Below are 17,495 nucleotides of genomic sequence, written 5' to 3'. Positions count from 1 at the left end.
CCTCGGGCCGGATGCCTGACAATCTCACGGACGAACCTGCCGCCTGGTGTGCGCTGTGGCGCACGCCGGGCATCGGCCTCACCCACTTCTCCAGGCTGCTGGAGCGTTTCGGAGCGCCCGACGCCGCGCTCGAGGCCGACGAGGGGCAACTGACGGCGGCCGGCCTGAACCAGTCCGCCGCCCGGGCCGTTAGTACGCAACCCCTGGACAGCGCCGCGCCTGACCTGGCTTGGCTGGATGCCTCCCCTCACCATCACCTGCTGACCTGGGCATCGCCGGACTATCCCTCCCTGCTGCGGGAACTGCCCGATCCGCCGCCGCTGCTGTTCGTCAACGGGGACCCGGGGCTGCTCGACTATCCGCAACTGGCCATGGTCGGCTCGCGCCATCCCACCCCTGTCGGGCGGGACACCGCCCGGGATTTCGCCCGCCACCTGGCAGCCGCCGGATTATGCATGACCAGCGGCCTGGCCCAGGGAATCGACACCGCCTGCCATGAAGGCGCCCTGGACGCCGGCGGGCTCACGCTGGCCGTCGCCGGCACCGGCCTGGACCGTATCTACCCCGCGGCCAACCGCGCCCTCGCCCATCGCATCGTGGAACAGGGAGCAATCATCTCCGAATTCCCGATCGGCACCGGCCCCCGCCCCGAGAACTTCCCGCGCCGCAACCGCATCATCAGCGGCCTGTCCCTGGGCACCCTGGTGGTCGAAGCGGCGCGCAAGAGCGGTTCGCTGATCACCGCGCGCTATGCGCTCGAACAGGGGCGCGAGGTCTTCGCCATCCCGGGCTCGATCCACAACCCGCTGGCCCGCGGCTGCCACCGCCTGATACGGGAAGGCGCCAAACTCGTCGAGACGGCCGACGACATCCTGGAGGAACTCGGCGGTCTGCTGCAGGGTCGATTATCTTCAATACAGGCCCCGGCATCGGGCCCACACCACGACGCACCGTCGGCGGCCGCGCCTCTGGACCGGGAATACATTGATTTGATTGAGATTATGGGTTTCGACCCCGTCGGCATCGACGAACTGGTCGCCCGTTCCGGATTGACCCCGGAAGCCGTTTCCTCCATGCTGCTGATACTCGAACTGAATGGCCACATTGCCAGTGTGGACGGTGGCAGGTACCTGCGCCTGAAGCCAGAGAGTATGAAATGAAAGAAAATGTCCTGGATGTGCTGATGTATCTTTTCGAACACTATGTCGATGACGAAACCGAGTTTGATTCCGACCGCGACCGCCTGGAGTCGCATCTGATGGATGCCGGTTTCCACAACCAGGAGATCGACAAGGCCTTCGACTGGCTCGAAGGCCTCGCCAACGAGGGCGAACCGCTGTTCGAGCACGTCGGCCAAAACCCCGTACGCATCTACACCGGCAAGGAGATGGAGCGCCTTGACGAGAACTGCCGCGGATTCCTGATGTTCCTCGAGCAGGGCGGCATGCTCACGCCGCAGCTGCGGGAGCGGATCATCGAACGCGTGATGGCACTGGACGCCGAGGAAGTCGACCTGGAACAGCTCAAATGGGTGGTTCTGATGGTCCTGTTCAATCAGCCCGAACAGGAAACCGCACACCTCTGGCTCGAGGATCTGCTGCTCGACGACAGCCGCCTGGTCATGCATTGAAAGCCGCGCGCCTTCAAGGAGCATGAGTCAAAACCTCGTCATCGTCGAGTCCCCCGCGAAGGGCAAAACCATCAAGAAATACCTCGGACCCGGGTTCGAGGTGATGGCCTCCTATGGCCATGTGCGCGACCTCGTGCCCAAGGAGGGCGCCGTCGACCCCGAACACGACTTCGCGATGAAGTACCAGGTCATCGAACGTAACGAAAAACACGTCGAGACCATCGCCAAGGCCCTGAAGAAATCCGACGCTCTGTATCTGGCGACCGACCCCGACCGCGAGGGCGAGGCCATCTCCTGGCATCTGTACGAACTGCTCAAGGACCGCGGCCTGCTCAAGGACAAAAAGGTCTATCGGGTAGTCTTTCACGAGATCACCAAACGCGCCGTCAAGGACGCCATCGATCATCCGCGCGAACTTTCCCATGCCCTGATCGACGCCCAGCAGGCGCGGCGCGCGCTGGATTACCTGGTCGGCTTCAACCTGTCACCGCTGCTGTGGAAGAAGATCCGCCGCGGCCTGTCGGCGGGGCGCGTGCAAAGCCCGGCCCTGCGCATGATCGTGGAGCGCGAGGAAGAGATCGAGAAGTTCGTGCCGCGCGAATACTGGACCATCGAGGCGGCCTGCAATCATCAGAACCAGGATTTCAGCGCCCGCCTGCACACCCTCGACGGGCAGCGCGTCACCCAGTTCGACATCGCCGACGAGCAGGCCGCGACCCGCGCCCGCGCGGCGTTGCTGGATGCTGCGGCCGGCCGACTGCAGGTCAAATCGGTCCAGAAAAAACAGCGCCGTCGCAACCCGGCCGCTCCGTTCACGACCTCCACCCTGCAGCAGGAAGGGGTACGCAAACTGGGCTTCTCCACCTCCCGCACCATGCGCACCGCCCAGCAATTGTATGAAGGCATCGACCTGGGCGACGGACCGGTCGGGTTGATCACCTACATGCGTACCGACTCGGTCAACCTGGCCGAAGAGGCGCTGGAGGAAATGCGCCGCTTTATCGCCGAACAGTACGGCAAGGACAAGCTGCCGCCTGAAGCGCGCCACTACAAGACCAAATCCAAGAACGCGCAGGAGGCCCACGAGGCCGTCCGCCCGACCTCGGTGTTCTACACCCCGGATTCGGTCAAGGCGCGCCTTACCCCGGATCAGTTCAAGCTCTACGAAATGATCTGGAAGCGCACCGTCGCCTGCCAGATGATCCACGCCACCCTCGACCAGGTTTCGGTGGACCTGTACAGCGGCGAGAACAGTTATTTCCGCGCCACCGGCTCCACCGTCGTCGAGCCCGGCTTCATGGCCCTGTACCGCGAGGACAAGGACGACAGCGAGGCCAAGCAGCAGGAAGACGAGAACAAGCAACTGCCGAAGCTGGTGGAAGGCGACAGCGTCAAGCTCAACGACATCGCGGCGGACCAGCATTTCACGGAACCGCCACCGCGCTATACCGAGGCCAGCCTGGTCAAGGCGCTGGAAGAGCACGGCATCGGCCGTCCCTCGACCTATGCCACCATCATCTCCACGCTGCTGTCGCGCGAATACGTGGAACTCGACAGCCGCCGGTTTACCCCGACCGACGTCGGCCGGATCGTGAACCGTTTCCTGACCAGGCACTTCCACCAGTACGTCGAATACGAGTTCACGGCGCGTCTGGAGGACGAGCTTGACGAGATCTCCCGCGGCGAAAAGCAGTGGGTTCCCGTCATGCAGGAGTTCTGGGAGCCCTTCAAGCAACTCGTCGAAGACAAGGAACAAAGCGTCACCCGCGAGGAGGCGATGCAGGCGCGCGAGCTGGGGACCGACCCCAAGACCGGCAAACCGGTCAGCGTGCGCATGGGACGCTACGGGCCGTTCGTTCAGATCGGCACGCGTGAGGACGAGGAAAAGCCGCAGTTTGCCGGCCTGCGCCCCGGCCAGAAGATGGATGCCGTCACCCTGGAAGAGGCGCTGGAACTGTTCAAACTGCCGCGCCACCTTGGGGAAACGCCGGAGGGCGAACCCGTCAGCGCCAACATCGGCCGCTTCGGCCCGTACGTGAAATACGGCAGCAAGTACGCCTCGCTGAAGGAAGACGATCCCTACACCATCGAGCTACCGCGCGCCCTGGAGGTCATCGCCGCCAAGAAGGAGGCCGATGCCAACAAAATCATCCGCGTCTTCGAGGACGAGGGCATCCAGATCCTGAACGGGCGCTACGGCCCCTACATTACGGACGGCAGCAAGAACGCGCGCGTCCCCAAAGACGTCGAAGACCCCAAATCCCTGGACCTGGAAACCTGCCAACGCCTGCTGGCCGAGGCCCCCGAACGCAAGGGTCGGGGACGCGCGGCACCCAAGAAAAAGGCCGCCGCGAAAAAGAAGGCCGCGCCCAAGAAAAAGGCGACAACGAAAAAGAAGGCTGCCCCCAAGAAGAAGGCCGCCAGCAACTGACCCGCCATGCCCGAGCGCATCGAATCGGCTGCCGCCGCCATCCGTGCGGGCGGGGTGGTGGCCTACCCCACCGAGGCGGTATTCGGCCTCGGCTGCGATCCCCGTAACGAACATGCCGTCCGGCGCGTGCTGGCACTCAAGGGACGCCCGCCGGGCAAGGGCCTCATTCTGATCGCCGCGGACCTGCACCAGCTGATCCCCTACCTGGCCCCGCTTCCGCACGACCTGCTGGAACGGGTGCGCGCCAGTTGGCCCGGCCCCGTCACCTGGCTGCTCCCCGCCCGGCCGCATACGCCGTCCTGGCTCACCGGCCGGCACCACACGCTCGCGGTACGGGTCACCGCCCATCCGCTGGCCGCCGCGCTGTGCTGCGCGGCGCGCACCGCCCTGGTCTCGACCAGCGCCAACCGGGCGGGCAGACCGCCGGTCCGGCACGCGGCGGAGGTACGCGCCCTGTTCGGCGCACAGCTGGACGCCGTCATCGACGCGCCGGTCGGCGGCCTGAAACGCCCCAGCGAAATCCGCGACGCCCATGGACGCATCATCCGTCCCGGCAACTAAACTGCGGCTGGCACGAACTTAAAGCCTTCGCCGCCTTGGCAACAGGCCTCGCACTGGCCGCCCAACGGCTGCTGAGGTATGTTCATCCGCCCATTGCCGCAATCCCGACTTGAAACCGCCATGACAGACCAGCCGGATATCGAACGCGTCGCCCGCTATCTCCAGGATCTGCAGGACCGCATCTGCACCACCCTCGCCGGGGAAGACGACGGCCAGGCGTTCCGCACCGATGCCTGGGAACGCCCCGGCGGGGGCGGTGGGCGCAGTCGTGTCCTGGAAGAAGGCGAGGTCTTCGAGAAGGCGGGCGTGAACTACTCCCACGTGCACGGCGAGGGCCTGCCGGCCTCGGCGACGGCACACCGCCCCGAACTGGCGGGTCGCAGCTTCCAGGCGCTGGGCGTCTCGCTGGTCATCCATCCGCGCAACCCCTACGTGCCCACCTCGCACGCCAACGTGCGGTTTTTTATCGCCGAAAAACCCGGCGCCGAACCGGTGTGGTGGTTCGGCGGCGGCTTCGACCTTACCCCCTACTACGGCGACGACGCCGACTGCGTACACTGGCACCGTACGGCCGAGACGGCCTGCTCCCCGTTCGGCGAATCGGTTTATCCCCGCTTCAAGCAGTGGTGCGACGAGTACTTTTACCTCAAACACCGGCAGGAACCGCGCGGCATCGGCGGCCTGTTCTTCGACGACCTCAACGAATGGGGCTTCGAACGCAGTTTCGCGTTCATGCGAAGCGTCGGGGATCACTACCTGCCGGCCTATGTGCCGATCGTGCAGCGCCGCAAACAAACCCCTTACGGGGAGCGGGAACGCGCCTTCCAGCTCTACCGGCGCGGTCGCTACGTGGAGTTCAACCTGGTCTACGACCGCGGCACCCTGTTCGGACTGCAGTCGGGCGGACGGACCGAATCGATCCTCATGTCCCTGCCACCGCAGGCGAGCTGGCGCTATGACTGGCATCCCGAGGCCGACACGCCGGAGGCGCGCCTCTACACCGACTACCTCAAACCCAGAGACTGGCTCACGGAAAGCGAAGTCTGATTCAGCCCCTTGTCGTGTACCAGCGGCATCTCCCGCGAAGATACGGCCGGTTTCACAGCCCCGCGAAGAATGGGGTATGCTTCCAACGCTCAACAAATTTCTAGAATGATTGAGCTCGCGCACGCTCCCCGGAACAGGACGTGCGTCAGAAAAAAGCCATAACAACAGTCACAGCCAAAATAAGGAGCACTGTCATGAACGATGCCCTGAGCCATCGACTCAACAGCCTCTTCGCGCGCGTCGGCAAGGCCGTCAGCAATCCCCACCGCATCGCATTGCTGCAACATCTCGGACAAGGCGAACGCAACGTCGAAACCCTCGCCCGCCTCACCGGCCTGACCGTCGCCAACGCCTCGCAGCACCTGCAGCTGCTGCGTCAGCACGGCTTGGCCACCGCGCACAAACGCGGACAAAACGTTTATTACCGCCTTACCGACGAAACCGCCATCCTCAAGCTGCTCGACCAGCTCGCATCGCTGGCCGAACATCAGATCTCGGACGTATCGCGACTGATCGGCCAGAACCGTGATACCCAGGCCGAGGCGATCGACGCCCAGGAGCTGCTCGAACGCATGCGCAGGGGCAAGGCCGTGGTCATCGACGTGCGCACCCACGAGGAATTCGAGGCGGGCCATCTGCCGGGGGCATTGCACGTACCGATCGAGGAAATCGAGGAACGCCTCAAGGAACTGCCCTCCGAAAGCGAGGTCATTGCCTATTGCCGCGGCCGCTACTGCATGCTTGCCAACGAGGCCGTCCAGCAACTGAACCGTCACGGACACCGCGCGACGCGCCTGGCGGAAGGACTGTCGGGCTGGAAACTGTCGCGGCTGCCGTTGCACACCTCCGGACAAACCCCCAACACCGTCACTTTATGAATCGAGATACCGGCTACTTTCCGATGACCCGGATGCGGCGCATGCGGCGTGATGACTTTTCACGCCGCATGATGCGCGAGACCGTGCTCAGCGCGGACGACCTGATCTACCCCGTGTTCGTTCTGGACGGCGAGAACCGGCGCGAACCGGTGAGTTCGATGCCGGGCGTGGAACGCCTGTCCATCGACCTGCTGCTGCGCGAGGCGGAAACCTGCGTCGAGCTCGGCATTCCGGCGCTGGCATTGTTCCCTGTCACGCCGTCGGACCGGAAATCGGAAGACGCACGCGAGGCCTACAACCCGGAAGGCCTCGCACAACAAACGGTGCGCGCCCTCAAGCAGCATCTGCCCGCACTCGGCGTCATCACCGACGTGGCCCTCGACCCCTTCACCACCCACGGCCAGGATGGGCTGATCGATGAGCAGGGCTACGTCCTGAACGACGAAACGGTCGAGGTGCTGGTGCAGCAGGCGCTGTCCCACGCCGAGGCCGGCGCCGACGTCGTCGCACCCTCGGACATGATGGACGGGCGCATCGGCGAGATCCGCAGCGTCCTCGAGGAGCGCGGCCACATCCATACCCGGATCCTCGCCTATTCGGCCAAATATGCCTCGAGCTTCTACGGCCCCTTCCGCGACGCGGTCGGCTCCGCGGCCAATCTGGGCAAGGGCGGCAAGCATACCTATCAGATGGACCCCGCCAATTCGGACGAGGCCCTGCGCGAGGTCGCCCTGGATCTGGACGAAGGCGCCGACATGGTGATGGTCAAGCCCGGCATGCCGTATCTCGACATCGTGCAGCGGGTCAAGTCGACCTATCAGGTCCCCACCTTCGTCTATCACGTCAGCGGCGAATACGCCATGCTCAAGGCCGCCGCCCAGAACGGCTGGCTGGACGAACGCGCCTGTGTGCTCGAGGCCCTCACCGGCATGAAGCGCGCCGGCGCCGACGGCATCCTCACCTATTACGCCATGGCCGCAGCCAGATGGCTTCAGGAAGGCAACTGAGAAAGTCAGGCCCATGGATTACTACGCTGTCGTCGGCAATCCGATCGCCCACAGCAAGTCCCCCACCATTCATCGCCTGTTCGCCGAACAAACCGGACAGGCGTTGACCTACGAGGCACTGCTCGCCCCGCTGGACGGTTTTGAGGACATGGTGCGCCAGTTCCAGGCACGCGGCGGGCGGGGCATGAACGTCACCCTGCCGTTCAAGGAACAGGCCTGGGAACTGGCCGACAGCTGCGGTCCGCTGGCGGACCGCGCCCGTGCGGTGAACACCCTGATCTTCACCGATGACGGACGGATCCGCGGTGCGAACACCGACGGACTCGGCCTGGTACAGGACCTGTGCGTGAATTGCGACCTGACGCTGCGCGCCCGCCGCCTGCTGATCGTCGGCGCCGGCGGCGCCGTACGCGGCGTGCTGGCACCGCTGCTCGAACAGCACCCCGCCAAACTCGTCATCGCCAACCGCACACCGGCACGCGCCGAACAGCTGGCCGAGGATTTCGCCGACACGGGCCCGATCCAGGCCTGCAGTTTCGAGGCGCTGGACGGCCAGCGCTTCGATCTGATCATCAACGGCACCGCCGCCAGCCTGTCCGGAGAACTGCCGCCGCTGCCCGCCGGCATCGTCGGCACCGAAACCTATTGCTACGACATGGCCTACGGTAGTGAACCCACCGTATTTCAGCGCTGGGCGCACACCGCCGGCGCCGCCGGCACCTGGGACGGACTGGGCATGCTGGTCGAGCAGGCCGCCGAGTCGTTCCTGCTCTGGCGCGGGGTGCGCCCCGCCACCGCCCCCGTCATCCGGCACCTGCGCGGGGAAGTAGCGGCCTGAACCTTGTCAACCATTGCGTTTCTAACGCATTGCTCCTTCAATACTAAGGAACAATCGCTTGATCCGTCTGAGGACTGAGAACATGAAGCTGAATCGCATTTCCCGCCCCACCCGCATCGTCACCTGGGCCGCCATCGGCTGCCTCGGCCTCGTGGCCGCAGGCTGCACCACCAACCCCTATACGGGGGAACAGGAAGTCAGCCGCACGGCCATCGGCGCCGGGATCGGGGCGATCACCGGCATGATCATCGGCAACAACGTCGGGGGCAATCAGGACCGCAACCGCTATATCGGCGCCGTTATCGGCGGACTGGCCGGTGGTGCGATCGGCAACTACATGGATCAGCAGCAGAACGCCTTGCGCCGGGAACTGCAAGGCACCGGCGTCAGCGTACAGCGCAGCGGTAACAACCTGATCCTGGTGATGCCCAGCGACATCACCTTCCCGATCGACCAGTACGCCGTCGAGCCGCAGTTCTATCCGGTGCTGAACTCGGTGTCCAAGGTGTTCAAGCACTACGACAAGACCATGATCGACATCTCCGGCTACACCGACAGCACGGGCACCGAGCAACACAACCAGTGGCTTTCCGAGCAGCGCGCCGTCAGCGTGGGCAAATACCTCATCAGCCAGGGCGTGCAGTCGTTCCGCATCAAGGCCGTGGGGTACGGGGAGAACTACCCCGTCGCCAGCAACAGCACGCCACAGGGCCGCTCGCAAAACCGTCGCGTGACCATCACCATCGTGCCGGTGCAGCAGCAACAAAACACCTACGGCTACAACCAGGGCTGAGCGCTTAAATAAACCGCCACCGCGTCAATCGCCGGCGCGGTGGCGGTTCTTGAGCCGCACGTAATGTGCGGCCGAATACGTCAAATAATCTTTTTCCTTGTCGGTAAGCGGGCGCACCCGGCGTGCGGGCGAGCCCAGCCACAGGTAGCCGCCTTCCAGTTCGTGTCCCGGCGCCACCAGGCTGCCCGCCCCCACCATCGCACCGCTGCGAATCACCGCCCCGTCCAGCACGATGCTGCCCATGCCGACCAGGCAGCGGTCCTCGACCGTGCAACCATGCAACGTCACGTTGTGCCCGATGGTCACCTCATTGCCCACCGTCAGCGGATGGCCGCCGGGCACGTATTCGCTATCGTGCGAAACGTGCAGCACGCAGCCGTCCTGGATGTTGCTGCATGCGCCGATGCGGATGGTATGGATGTCACCCCGCAGCACGCACAGCGGCCAGATGGAACTGTCCTCGCCCAAGGTGACGTCGCCGCAGACCACGGCTGTATCGTCCACGAATGCTGTCGCCGCAATCTGCGGTGTCCTGGATTCGAACGGCCTCAACGCCATGCGCGACTCCTTCAGTGAGAGAATAAAAAGTTACCGCATATAACGCTGCAACTGCAGGGCGTTGTGCGCGGCGTAGCCCGCCTCGTCGTTGTCGAAATAACAGTACACGCCGCGTCCCTGCGCCTGCCAGTCGTGCAATCGTCTGGCCCAGGCGCTCAAGCGCTGCGGGCTGTAGCAGCCCTGATAGGCACCACTCGGTCCATGCAGGCGCAGGTAGACGAAATCCGCGGTGACTTCGTGCGGCGACTTGAAGCCTGCGAGTTCGTAGATGCAAAGCGCCGCGCCGTGTTTTTCCAGCAACGCGTAGACGCGGTCGTCGAACCAACTGGGATCGCGAAACTCGAAGGCGGCGCGGTATTTGCCGCCCAGCGCTTCGAGCAGCCCCTGCAGGCGTTCGAGATTGACCCGCCAGCGGGGCGGCAATTGGAACAGGATCGGTCCCAGGTGCTTACCGAGCCCGGCCATGCGTTCGATGAACGGCGGCCAGGTGGCTTCCGGCTCGCGCAGTTTTTTCATGTGCGTGATGTAGCGGCTGGCCTTGACGGCGAATACGAAGTCCTGCGACACCTCGTCGCACCAGTCCGCCACCGCGGCCTCGCCGGGCAGTCGATAGAAGCTGCCGTTGATCTCCACCGAATGCAGCCTGGCCGCGTAATAGCGCAGCCAGTCGGCTTGCGGCAGGCCGGCGGGATAAAAGGCGTCGCGCCAGTGCGGGTACACCCAGCCCGACGTTCCGATCCGTATCTGCGGTGGCGCCTGCGTCATGCCGGATCGTTCACCGCATGGTCACGAGTTCCTCGGCGCTGGTGGGATGGATCGCCACCGTGTCGTCGAAATCCTGCTTGGTCGCCCCCATGCGGATGGCTACGGCAAAGCCCTGCAGCATTTCGTCGGCGCCGGGGCCGATGATATGGCAGCCCACCACCTTCTCGTGCGCGCCCACCGTCACCAGCTTCATCGCCGTGCGCATCTTGCGCTCGGTGAAGGCGTGCGACATCGGCGTGAAGCGCGTCTGATACACCTTCACCGCACTGCCGTGCAGTTCGCGGGCCTCGTCCTCGGTCAGGCCGACGGTGCCGATGGGCGGATGACTGAACACGACGCTGGGAATGTTCTCGTAGTTCAGGTGACGCTCCGGCTTGCCGCCGAACAGGCGATCGGCCAGCCGCCGGCCCGCGGCGATCGCAACCGGCGTCAGCTGGGCACGCCCGGTGACGTCGCCGATGGCGTAGATTCCGTCCACATTGGTGTTCTGAAAGCGGTCGGTGGGGATGTAGCCGTCCGCGTCGTGGATTACGCCGGTTTTTTCCAGATCTAGGTCGGCCGTATTCGGATCGCGGCCGATGGCCCAGATCACGGTATCGAAACCTTCGGTGCGATGGCCCTGATCGCAGTCCAGGGTGAGACTGCCGTCCTGTTCCCTGACCACCTCCCGCACCTGGGTACGCGGGAAGATGTTCACTCCCTCCTCCACCATGCACTCCATCAGGGTCTCGCGCAGCATGTCGTCGAAACTGCGCAGGAAGTGTTCGCGCCGCAGGTACAGGCTGACCTCTGAACCCAGGGCATTCAGAACACCGGCCAGCTCCACCGCAATGTAGCCGGCGCCTATCACTGCCACGTTACGCGGCTGAGTCTGCAGCTCGAAAAATCCGTCCGATGTAATGCCGTGTTCCGCTCCTTTTACGTCCGGTATGGAAGGCCGGCCACCGCTGGCGATCACGATGTGGTCCGCCCGCAGGCGCTCGCCGTCCACCTCCAGGGTATGGGCGTCGACGAAACGGGCGTATCCCGGAATCTCCTCGATGTCGGAGTCGGACAAATAGGTGTGGTACCAGGCGTTGATACCGCTGATATAGGCCTCGCGTTTGCGCACCAGCTCGCCCCAGTCGAAGCCACCCTGCTGCAGGTCGAACCCGTAGTCCGGCGCGTCCGTCAGGGCGTGGGCGAATTCCGCTCCATACCACATCACTTTTTTGGGTACGCAACCGACGTTCACGCAGGTACCGCCGAGGCGCCCCGACTCCACCACGGCGCATTTGGCCCCGTAGGCGGCGGCGCGTTCGGCCACCGAAAGCCCGCCGCTGCCGCCGCCGATTGCAATCAGATCAAACTGTTTCATGGTCTGTCCGTGAGATGTACGTGCGCACCATTGTATGACGTTTGCCGCATGCCGTTCGGGCCGCAGCGATTGCCGAAAGCCCTCGCGCCGGCCCGCCGATAGCCGCGCCTTTGTTAGAATCGTCAGCCCGAAACACCGGATCACCCGACCACCGTGGACACCTTCAGGCAGAGATTCGCAGACTGGCGCGCCTCGCCCCGCGTGAGCTTCGTGCTGGAACGCCTGCACCAGTACGCCCTGCTGACCCGGCTCGACAAGCCGATCGGTTCGCTGCTGCTGCTCTGGCCCACCCTGTGGTCGTTGTGGATCGCCGCCAAGGGCGTGCCGAACCTGCTGGTGCTGGCGGTGTTCGTAATCGGTGTGTTCGTGATGCGCTCCGCCGGTTGCGCCATCAACGACTATGCGGACCGCGATTTCGACGGCAGCGTGGCCCGCACCAGCAACCGGCCGCTGGCCGCCGGACGCATCCGTCCGCGCGAGGCGATCGGGGTGTTCGTGGTGCTGGCGCTGGTCGCCTTCGGGCTGGTGCTGCTGATGAACCGCCTCACCGTGTGGCTGTCGCTCGGCGGCGCGGTTCTGGCCGCCACCTACCCGTTCATGAAGCGTTATCACTACCTGCCGCAGGTGCACCTGGGCGCGGCCTTCGGCTGGGGTATCCCCATGGCCTATGCCGCCCAGACCGGCCACTTCCCGACCCAGACGATCTGGCTGCTGTTTCTGACCAACATCATCTGGTCGACGGCCTACGACACGATGTATGCCATGACCGACCGCGAGGACGACCTCAAGATCGGCGTCAAATCGACAGCCATCCTGTTCGGACGCTATGACAAGCTGCTGGTGGGCATCCTGCAGGCATTGGTCCTGCTCTCCCTGTATCTGGTCGGGCAGCAGGCCGGCCTGGGCCTTTACTATCACCTCGGCCTGCTGGTCGCCGCCGGCTTCGCCGTCTACGAACAGTGGCTGGTGCGCAACCGCGAGCCGATGGCCTGTTTCCGCGCCTTCCTCAACAACAACTGGTTCGGGTTCGCGGTCTTCGTCGGCATGGCGCTGGACTACGCCCTGCGCTGAGCACGGGGCATTCCAGACGCCTCATTTGCCGGGCGCGGCCCGCGCACAGGCCCACACGTCCACCCGCCTTACGCCCGCGCGCTTCAGCACCCGCGCCAGTTCGTCCACGGTCGCGCCCGTGGTCATCACGTCGTCGACGATCAGGACATGAGCAGGCCGGAACCCCGACCGGAGTTCGAAGGCGCCGCGCAGATTGGCGCGCCGGGCCTTGGCGGCCAGCCCCACCTGAGGCGGCGTGGAACGCACTCGCCGCACTCCATCCATCGCCAACGGTACACCCAGCGCACGCGCCACCGGACGGGCCAGCTCCAGGGCCTGATTGAAGCCGCGTTCCGTCAGACGGCGCCGATGCAGCGGCACGGGAAGCACGCAGTCGGGCCGCATCTCCAGACCCGGCGCCAGGCGCTCCGCCATCAGTTGTCCCAGCAGCCGCCCGTGACTGAGGCGCGCCCCGTACTTGAGGCGCGGCAGGAGGCTGTCCAGCGGCGGCCGGTACTCGAACACGGCGCGGGCACTGTCAAAAGCCGGGCGGCGACGCTGGCAGCGCCCGCAGCGCTCAGAGGAACCTGCCGGCAGCGGCAGGGCGCAGTGCGTGCAGGCATGTCCCTGCCAGGGCAGTTCCGCGGCGCAGGCGAGGCACAAATCCCGCCCCGGCACGCCCCCCTGGCCGCAGACCAGACAGCGCGGCGGATACAACACATCCAGCAATCGATCCCTGATACGCATGCGGCTAAGGTAAAGACTCGCCGGCCCGGATGCCAGAATCCCTTGATGCCGGACAAACGCATGCAGCCTCAGGCGGTGGTAAACTGCGCACTTTGCAGTAGTCACCGAAAGGGCAGTCATGACGGCCGGTTACAAGGTCATCAAGGCGGAGTCTGCACGCTCCGCTGCGCAGTGGTTTCATTGGGGGAACATCATTTCGGTGCTGATTCCTTTCCCATTGCTCATTTTCTGGTTCGGGGCGTCGATGGCCGTGTACGTATTCACCAGCCACCACCCCAATCCGCGCGTCGGCTTTTACGTCCACCGCGGCGCCTACCTGTTCTACGGTCTGCTGTGCGTGCTGATCCCGGTGGGGACCTATTTCCCGCCCAAGATCAACTACTTCATCATTTACTGGATATTCACCGTGGCGCTGATTCTTCCCATTTCCGGTTACTACCTCTACCGGATCCGCTACAAGGAACCCTGGGAGGACATCGAGGTGCCCGAAGACGAACCCCCGTTACCGCCTCATGACTGACATTCGACACGACTGGAGCCGGGACGAGATCCTGGCCCTCATGAACCGCCCGCTGAACGACCTGTTGTTCGAGGCCCAGCGCGTGCACCGCGAACACTTCGACCCCAACAAGGTCCAGGTCAGCAGCCTGCTGTCCATCAAGACCGGCGCCTGCCCCGAGGATTGCGGCTATTGCCCGCAAAGCGCCCATCATCACACCGAGTTGGAACCCGAGCGCCTGCTGCCGCTGGACGAGGTCGTGGAGGCCGCGCGCAACGCCAGGGCCAACGGCGCCAGCCGTTTCTGCATGGGTGCCGCGTGGCGCAATCCGACCGACAAGAACCTGGAACGTGTGGTCGAGATGATCGAGGCCGTGCGCGCCGAGGGTCTCGAGACCTGCGTCACCCTGGGCATGCTCACCGAACGCCAGAGCCAGCGTCTCAAGCAGGCCGGGCTCGACTATTACAACCACAACCTGGACACCTCGCCGGAGTTCTACGGCAACGTCATCACCACCCGCATCTACCAGGACCGGCTGGAAACGCTGGAACATGTACGGGACGCCGGCATCAACGTGTGCAGCGGCGGAATTCTCGGCATGGGCGAATCGCGCCCGGACCGCGCCGGCCTGCTCCAGCAGCTCGCCAACCTGCCGCGTCATCCGGAATCGGTGCCGATCAACAATCTGGTGCAGGTCGAAGGTACCCCGCTGGCCGGCACCCCCGAGCTCGATCCGATCGAGTTCGTGCGCATCATCGCCTGCGCGCGCATTCTCATGCCCGCCTCGTACGTGCGCCTGTCGGCCGGCCGCACCGAGATGAGCGACGAACTGCAGGCGCTGTGCTTTTTTGCAGGCGCCAACTCGATCTTTTATGGTGACAAGCTCCTGACCACGCCCAATCCCAGCGAAAACCACGACCTCGTGCTGTTCGACCGGCTGGGCATACAGGTGGAGGAAGGACACCACACCAGCGAGGCGCAATCCCAAACGGCCTGAGTCAAGGTGCGTCAGACCGGGCCTGTCCACTCTGACAGGCTGTTGTTGTCTACTCATGCGGCACGATAGGGCTTCAAAATCAGGCTCATAATGCTCGTTTACGACATGTAAACTGCGCTTGTTCGCCCGATTTTTCCTTCTCTCGTACTCGCCTGAGCGGCATCAACAGCCTGCCGGGAACACAAAGGAGGAACGCACGTGACTGAACGCAGACTTCGCAAGGAGGCCGGCCCCGTCGGCCTGCTTTACGCAAGCCTGGGCGGCATGATCGGGTCCGGTTGGCTGTTCGGCTCCCTGCATGCCGCCAAGCTCGCCGGACCGTTAAGCATGTGGTCCTGGATCATCGGCGCCGTCGCCGTCCTGCTGCTCGCCCTGGTCTACTCCGAACTCGTCACGCTGCTGCCCAAGAGCGGCGCCCTGGTTCACCTCAGTCACCTGAGCCACGGTGACCTGCTCGGCCGGATATGGGGCTGGATCCTGTTCTTCGGCTACGTGACCATCGCACCGGTCGAAGTCATGGCGGTGCTCACCTACGCCAACAACTACCTGCCGGGGCTTGTCGATCCGCACAGCGGCCTGCTCACCCACCTCGGCTTCTTTGCCGCCATCATCTGCCTGGCGCTGATCGTCGCCCTCAACCTGCTCGCCATCCGCTGGGTGCTGCTCATCAACAGCGCGGCCACCTGGTGGAAGATCGCCATCCCCGTACTGACCATCGGGGTGCTGCTGAGCCACGCCCACCATGTCGAGAACCTGCATGCCGCCGCCGGTCATTACGAGTTCTCCGGCATCTTCACCGCCGTCGCCAGCGCCGGGGTGATTTTCAGCTTTTTCGGTTTCCGTCAGGCCATCGACCTGGCGGGCGAGACGGACAACCCCTCGCGCAACATCCCGCTGGCGGTGATCGGCTCGGTACTCATCGCCGCGCTGATCTACGTCGGGCTGCAGTTCGCCTTCCTGCTGGCGCTCGATCCGGCCCAGATCGGCAACGACTGGCGCAGCCTGCATTTCACCGGTGTCACCGGTCCCCTGGCCGCACTCAGCGTGAGTGTCGGCGCCACCTGGTGGGCAATCGTGCTGTACGCCGATGCCATCGCCTCCCCGGGCGGCACCGGCTTCATCTACACCACGGCCAGCTCGCGCGTCACCATGGCCGCGGGTGAAATGCGCACCCTGCCGCAGTCGCTGGCCGAGGTGAACGGCCATGGCGTCCCGGTACGCGCCCTGATAGTCACCTTCCTCGCGGGCGCGATCTTCTTTTTCCCGTTCCCGTCCTGGCAAAAACTGGTCGGCTATATCTCTTCGGTCACCGTGCTGTCCTACGGGCTCGGTCCCATCGTGCTGCTGCATCTGCGCCGGACTCTCCCCGATGCCCCGCGCCCCTTCCGGTTACGGTTCGTGTGGCTGTTCGCGCCCGCAGCCTTCATCATTTCAAACTGGATCGTTCTGTGGACCGGCCTGGCAACGGCGAACGTGTTGTTCGGGATGATCGCGGTGATGTTCCTGGCCTATACCGCCTATCACTATTTGTTCCGCGCGGCGCCGAAGGGTGCGTTCGGCTGGCGGCAGATCGCCTGGGTGTTCCCCTATTTCATCGGCCTGTGGCTGCTGCTGGTGTACGGCCCCGCCTCGCTGGGCGGCAACGGTGCACTCAGTTTCGGCGAGGACATGCTGATCAGTGCCGTGTTCAGCCTGGTCATCATGGGCCTGGCGCTGGCCACCGGCGTGCGCGCCGAGGACAGTGCGGAATACCTCGAGCAACTGATCAGCGCACCGGAGCAGGCCGCGCCCTGACCTGATGAAGGACCTGCGCGCCGAGCTCACATCCCGCCGCAGCCAGGGTCTGTACCGCAGCCGGCGTATCGTGGATAGCCCGCAGGGCCCGGAACAGGTCATCGACGGCCGGCCGGTGCTGGCCTTTTGCAGCAACGACTACCTGGGGCTGGCCAACCATCCGCAGGTGGTGGCCGCCTTCAAGGCCGGCCTCGAGCGCTGGGGCGCCGGGGCCGGCGCCGCCCACCTGGTCAACGGCCATACCGCCGCCCACCACCGTCTCGAGGAAGCGCTGGCGGCGTTCACCGGCCGTCCACGTGCCCTGTTGTTCTCCACCGGCTACATGGCCAACCTGGGCGTGGCCCAGGCGCTGGTTGGACGCGGCGATGCGATATTCGAGGACCGCCTCAACCACGCCTCGCTGCTTGACGCCGGACTGCTGTCCGGCGCGCGTTTCACCCGCTACGCCCATGGTGATGCGAACGACCTGGAAACCCGCCTCGCCGGGTCCGCGGCCCGCGAACGGCTGGTCCTCACCGACGGCGTGTTCAGCATGGACGGCGA

General features: G+C 64.8%; 18 protein-coding genes. 14 read left to right on the top strand and 4 right to left on the bottom strand.

The window, feature by feature from the left end; genetic code table 11:
- Positions 1-11 precede the first annotated feature (11 nt).
- From dprA to P8Y64_05195, 9 genes are all read left to right on the top strand, one after another.
- Entirely contained in the window at positions 12-1,160 is a 1,149-nt protein-coding gene (gene dprA, locus P8Y64_05235) for a DNA-processing protein DprA (GenBank protein ID MEJ2059874.1), read from the top strand.
- Entirely contained in the window at positions 1,157-1,630 is a 474-nt protein-coding gene (locus tag P8Y64_05230; GenBank protein MEJ2059873.1) for a DUF494 domain-containing protein, read from the top strand. Before dprA ends, P8Y64_05230 begins: the two co-directional genes overlap by 4 nt.
- Before the next feature lie 22 nt (positions 1,631-1,652).
- Positions 1,653-4,061 carry a DNA topoisomerase I gene (locus P8Y64_05225; GenBank protein MEJ2059872.1) on the top strand — a complete coding sequence of 803 codons (2,409 nt, stop codon included), beginning with the start codon at positions 1,653-1,655 and terminating at the stop codon, positions 4,059-4,061.
- A gap of 6 nt (positions 4,062-4,067) precedes the next feature.
- Positions 4,068-4,622 (top strand): L-threonylcarbamoyladenylate synthase, encoded by a 555-nt coding sequence (locus P8Y64_05220; protein MEJ2059871.1) that lies wholly within the window; start codon positions 4,068-4,070, stop codon positions 4,620-4,622.
- A 120-nt stretch (positions 4,623-4,742) separates the two neighbouring features.
- Positions 4,743-5,669: an oxygen-dependent coproporphyrinogen oxidase gene (hemF, locus tag P8Y64_05215; GenBank protein MEJ2059870.1), complete on the top strand. Its 927-nt coding sequence runs from the start codon at positions 4,743-4,745 to the stop codon at positions 5,667-5,669.
- 194 nt (positions 5,670-5,863) lie between these two features.
- Positions 5,864-6,547: a metalloregulator ArsR/SmtB family transcription factor gene (locus tag P8Y64_05210; GenBank protein ID MEJ2059869.1), complete on the top strand. Its 684-nt coding sequence runs from the start codon at positions 5,864-5,866 to the stop codon at positions 6,545-6,547.
- Positions 6,544-7,554 (top strand): porphobilinogen synthase, encoded by a 1,011-nt coding sequence (gene hemB, locus P8Y64_05205; GenBank protein MEJ2059868.1) that lies wholly within the window; start codon positions 6,544-6,546, stop codon positions 7,552-7,554. The genes P8Y64_05210 and hemB overlap by 4 nt, the downstream gene beginning before the upstream one ends.
- 13 nt (positions 7,555-7,567) lie before the next feature.
- Positions 7,568-8,392 (top strand): shikimate dehydrogenase, encoded by an 825-nt coding sequence (aroE, locus tag P8Y64_05200; GenBank protein MEJ2059867.1) that lies wholly within the window; start codon positions 7,568-7,570, stop codon positions 8,390-8,392.
- An 82-nt stretch (positions 8,393-8,474) separates the two neighbouring features.
- On the top strand, positions 8,475-9,185 hold the full coding sequence (locus tag P8Y64_05195) for an OmpA family protein (protein MEJ2059866.1): 711 nt from the start codon (positions 8,475-8,477) through the stop codon (positions 9,183-9,185).
- Positions 9,186-9,209: 24 nt separating this feature from the next.
- Here the strand turns inward: P8Y64_05195 and P8Y64_05190 are convergent, their stop codons facing one another.
- From P8Y64_05190 to gorA, 3 genes are read right to left on the bottom strand one after another with little or no spacing between them, the layout of a single operon-like run.
- Positions 9,210-9,743, bottom strand: a complete 534-nt coding sequence (locus P8Y64_05190) for a gamma carbonic anhydrase family protein (protein MEJ2059865.1) — start codon at positions 9,741-9,743, stop codon at positions 9,210-9,212.
- Between the two features lie 30 nt (positions 9,744-9,773).
- Entirely contained in the window at positions 9,774-10,508 is a 735-nt protein-coding gene (locus P8Y64_05185; GenBank protein ID MEJ2059864.1) for a DUF72 domain-containing protein, read from the bottom strand.
- Positions 10,509-10,518: 10 nt separating this feature from the next.
- Positions 10,519-11,865, bottom strand: coding sequence for a glutathione-disulfide reductase (gene gorA / locus P8Y64_05180; protein MEJ2059863.1), 1,347 nt, complete (start codon positions 11,863-11,865; stop codon positions 10,519-10,521).
- Between the two features lie 201 nt (positions 11,866-12,066).
- Here gorA and ubiA point away from each other — a divergent pair, with 201 nt between their 5' ends.
- Positions 12,067-12,936, top strand: coding sequence for a 4-hydroxybenzoate octaprenyltransferase (ubiA, locus tag P8Y64_05175; GenBank protein MEJ2059862.1), 870 nt, complete (start codon positions 12,067-12,069; stop codon positions 12,934-12,936).
- Between the two features lie 21 nt (positions 12,937-12,957).
- Here ubiA and P8Y64_05170 read toward each other — a convergent pair whose 3' ends face one another.
- Positions 12,958-13,662 (bottom strand): ComF family protein, encoded by a 705-nt coding sequence (locus P8Y64_05170; GenBank protein ID MEJ2059861.1) that lies wholly within the window; start codon positions 13,660-13,662, stop codon positions 12,958-12,960.
- A 118-nt stretch (positions 13,663-13,780) separates the two neighbouring features.
- Between P8Y64_05170 and P8Y64_05165 the strand changes: the two genes are divergently transcribed.
- From P8Y64_05165 to P8Y64_05150, 4 genes are all read left to right on the top strand, one after another.
- Entirely contained in the window at positions 13,781-14,182 is a 402-nt protein-coding gene (locus tag P8Y64_05165; protein MEJ2059860.1) for a hypothetical protein, read from the top strand.
- Positions 14,175-15,158, top strand: a complete 984-nt coding sequence (bioB, locus tag P8Y64_05160; GenBank protein ID MEJ2059859.1) for a biotin synthase BioB — start codon at positions 14,175-14,177, stop codon at positions 15,156-15,158. Before P8Y64_05165 ends, bioB begins: the two co-directional genes overlap by 8 nt.
- A gap of 198 nt (positions 15,159-15,356) precedes the next feature.
- A complete protein-coding gene (locus P8Y64_05155; GenBank protein MEJ2059858.1) occupies positions 15,357-16,952 on the top strand; it encodes an APC family permease in 1,596 nt (531 codons plus the stop codon).
- A 4-nt stretch (positions 16,953-16,956) separates the two neighbouring features.
- The coding region (locus P8Y64_05150; protein MEJ2059857.1) for an aminotransferase class I/II-fold pyridoxal phosphate-dependent enzyme at positions 16,957-17,495 on the top strand (539 nt) is incomplete at its 3' end.

It is taken from the genome of Gammaproteobacteria bacterium (genome assembly GCA_037388465.1).
In the GTDB taxonomy this organism is placed as follows: domain Bacteria; phylum Pseudomonadota; class Gammaproteobacteria; order SpSt-1174; family SpSt-1174; genus JARRKE01.
The sequence above is the reverse complement of the archived record's forward strand: the minus strand, read 5'-3'. Positions and strand labels throughout refer to the sequence as shown.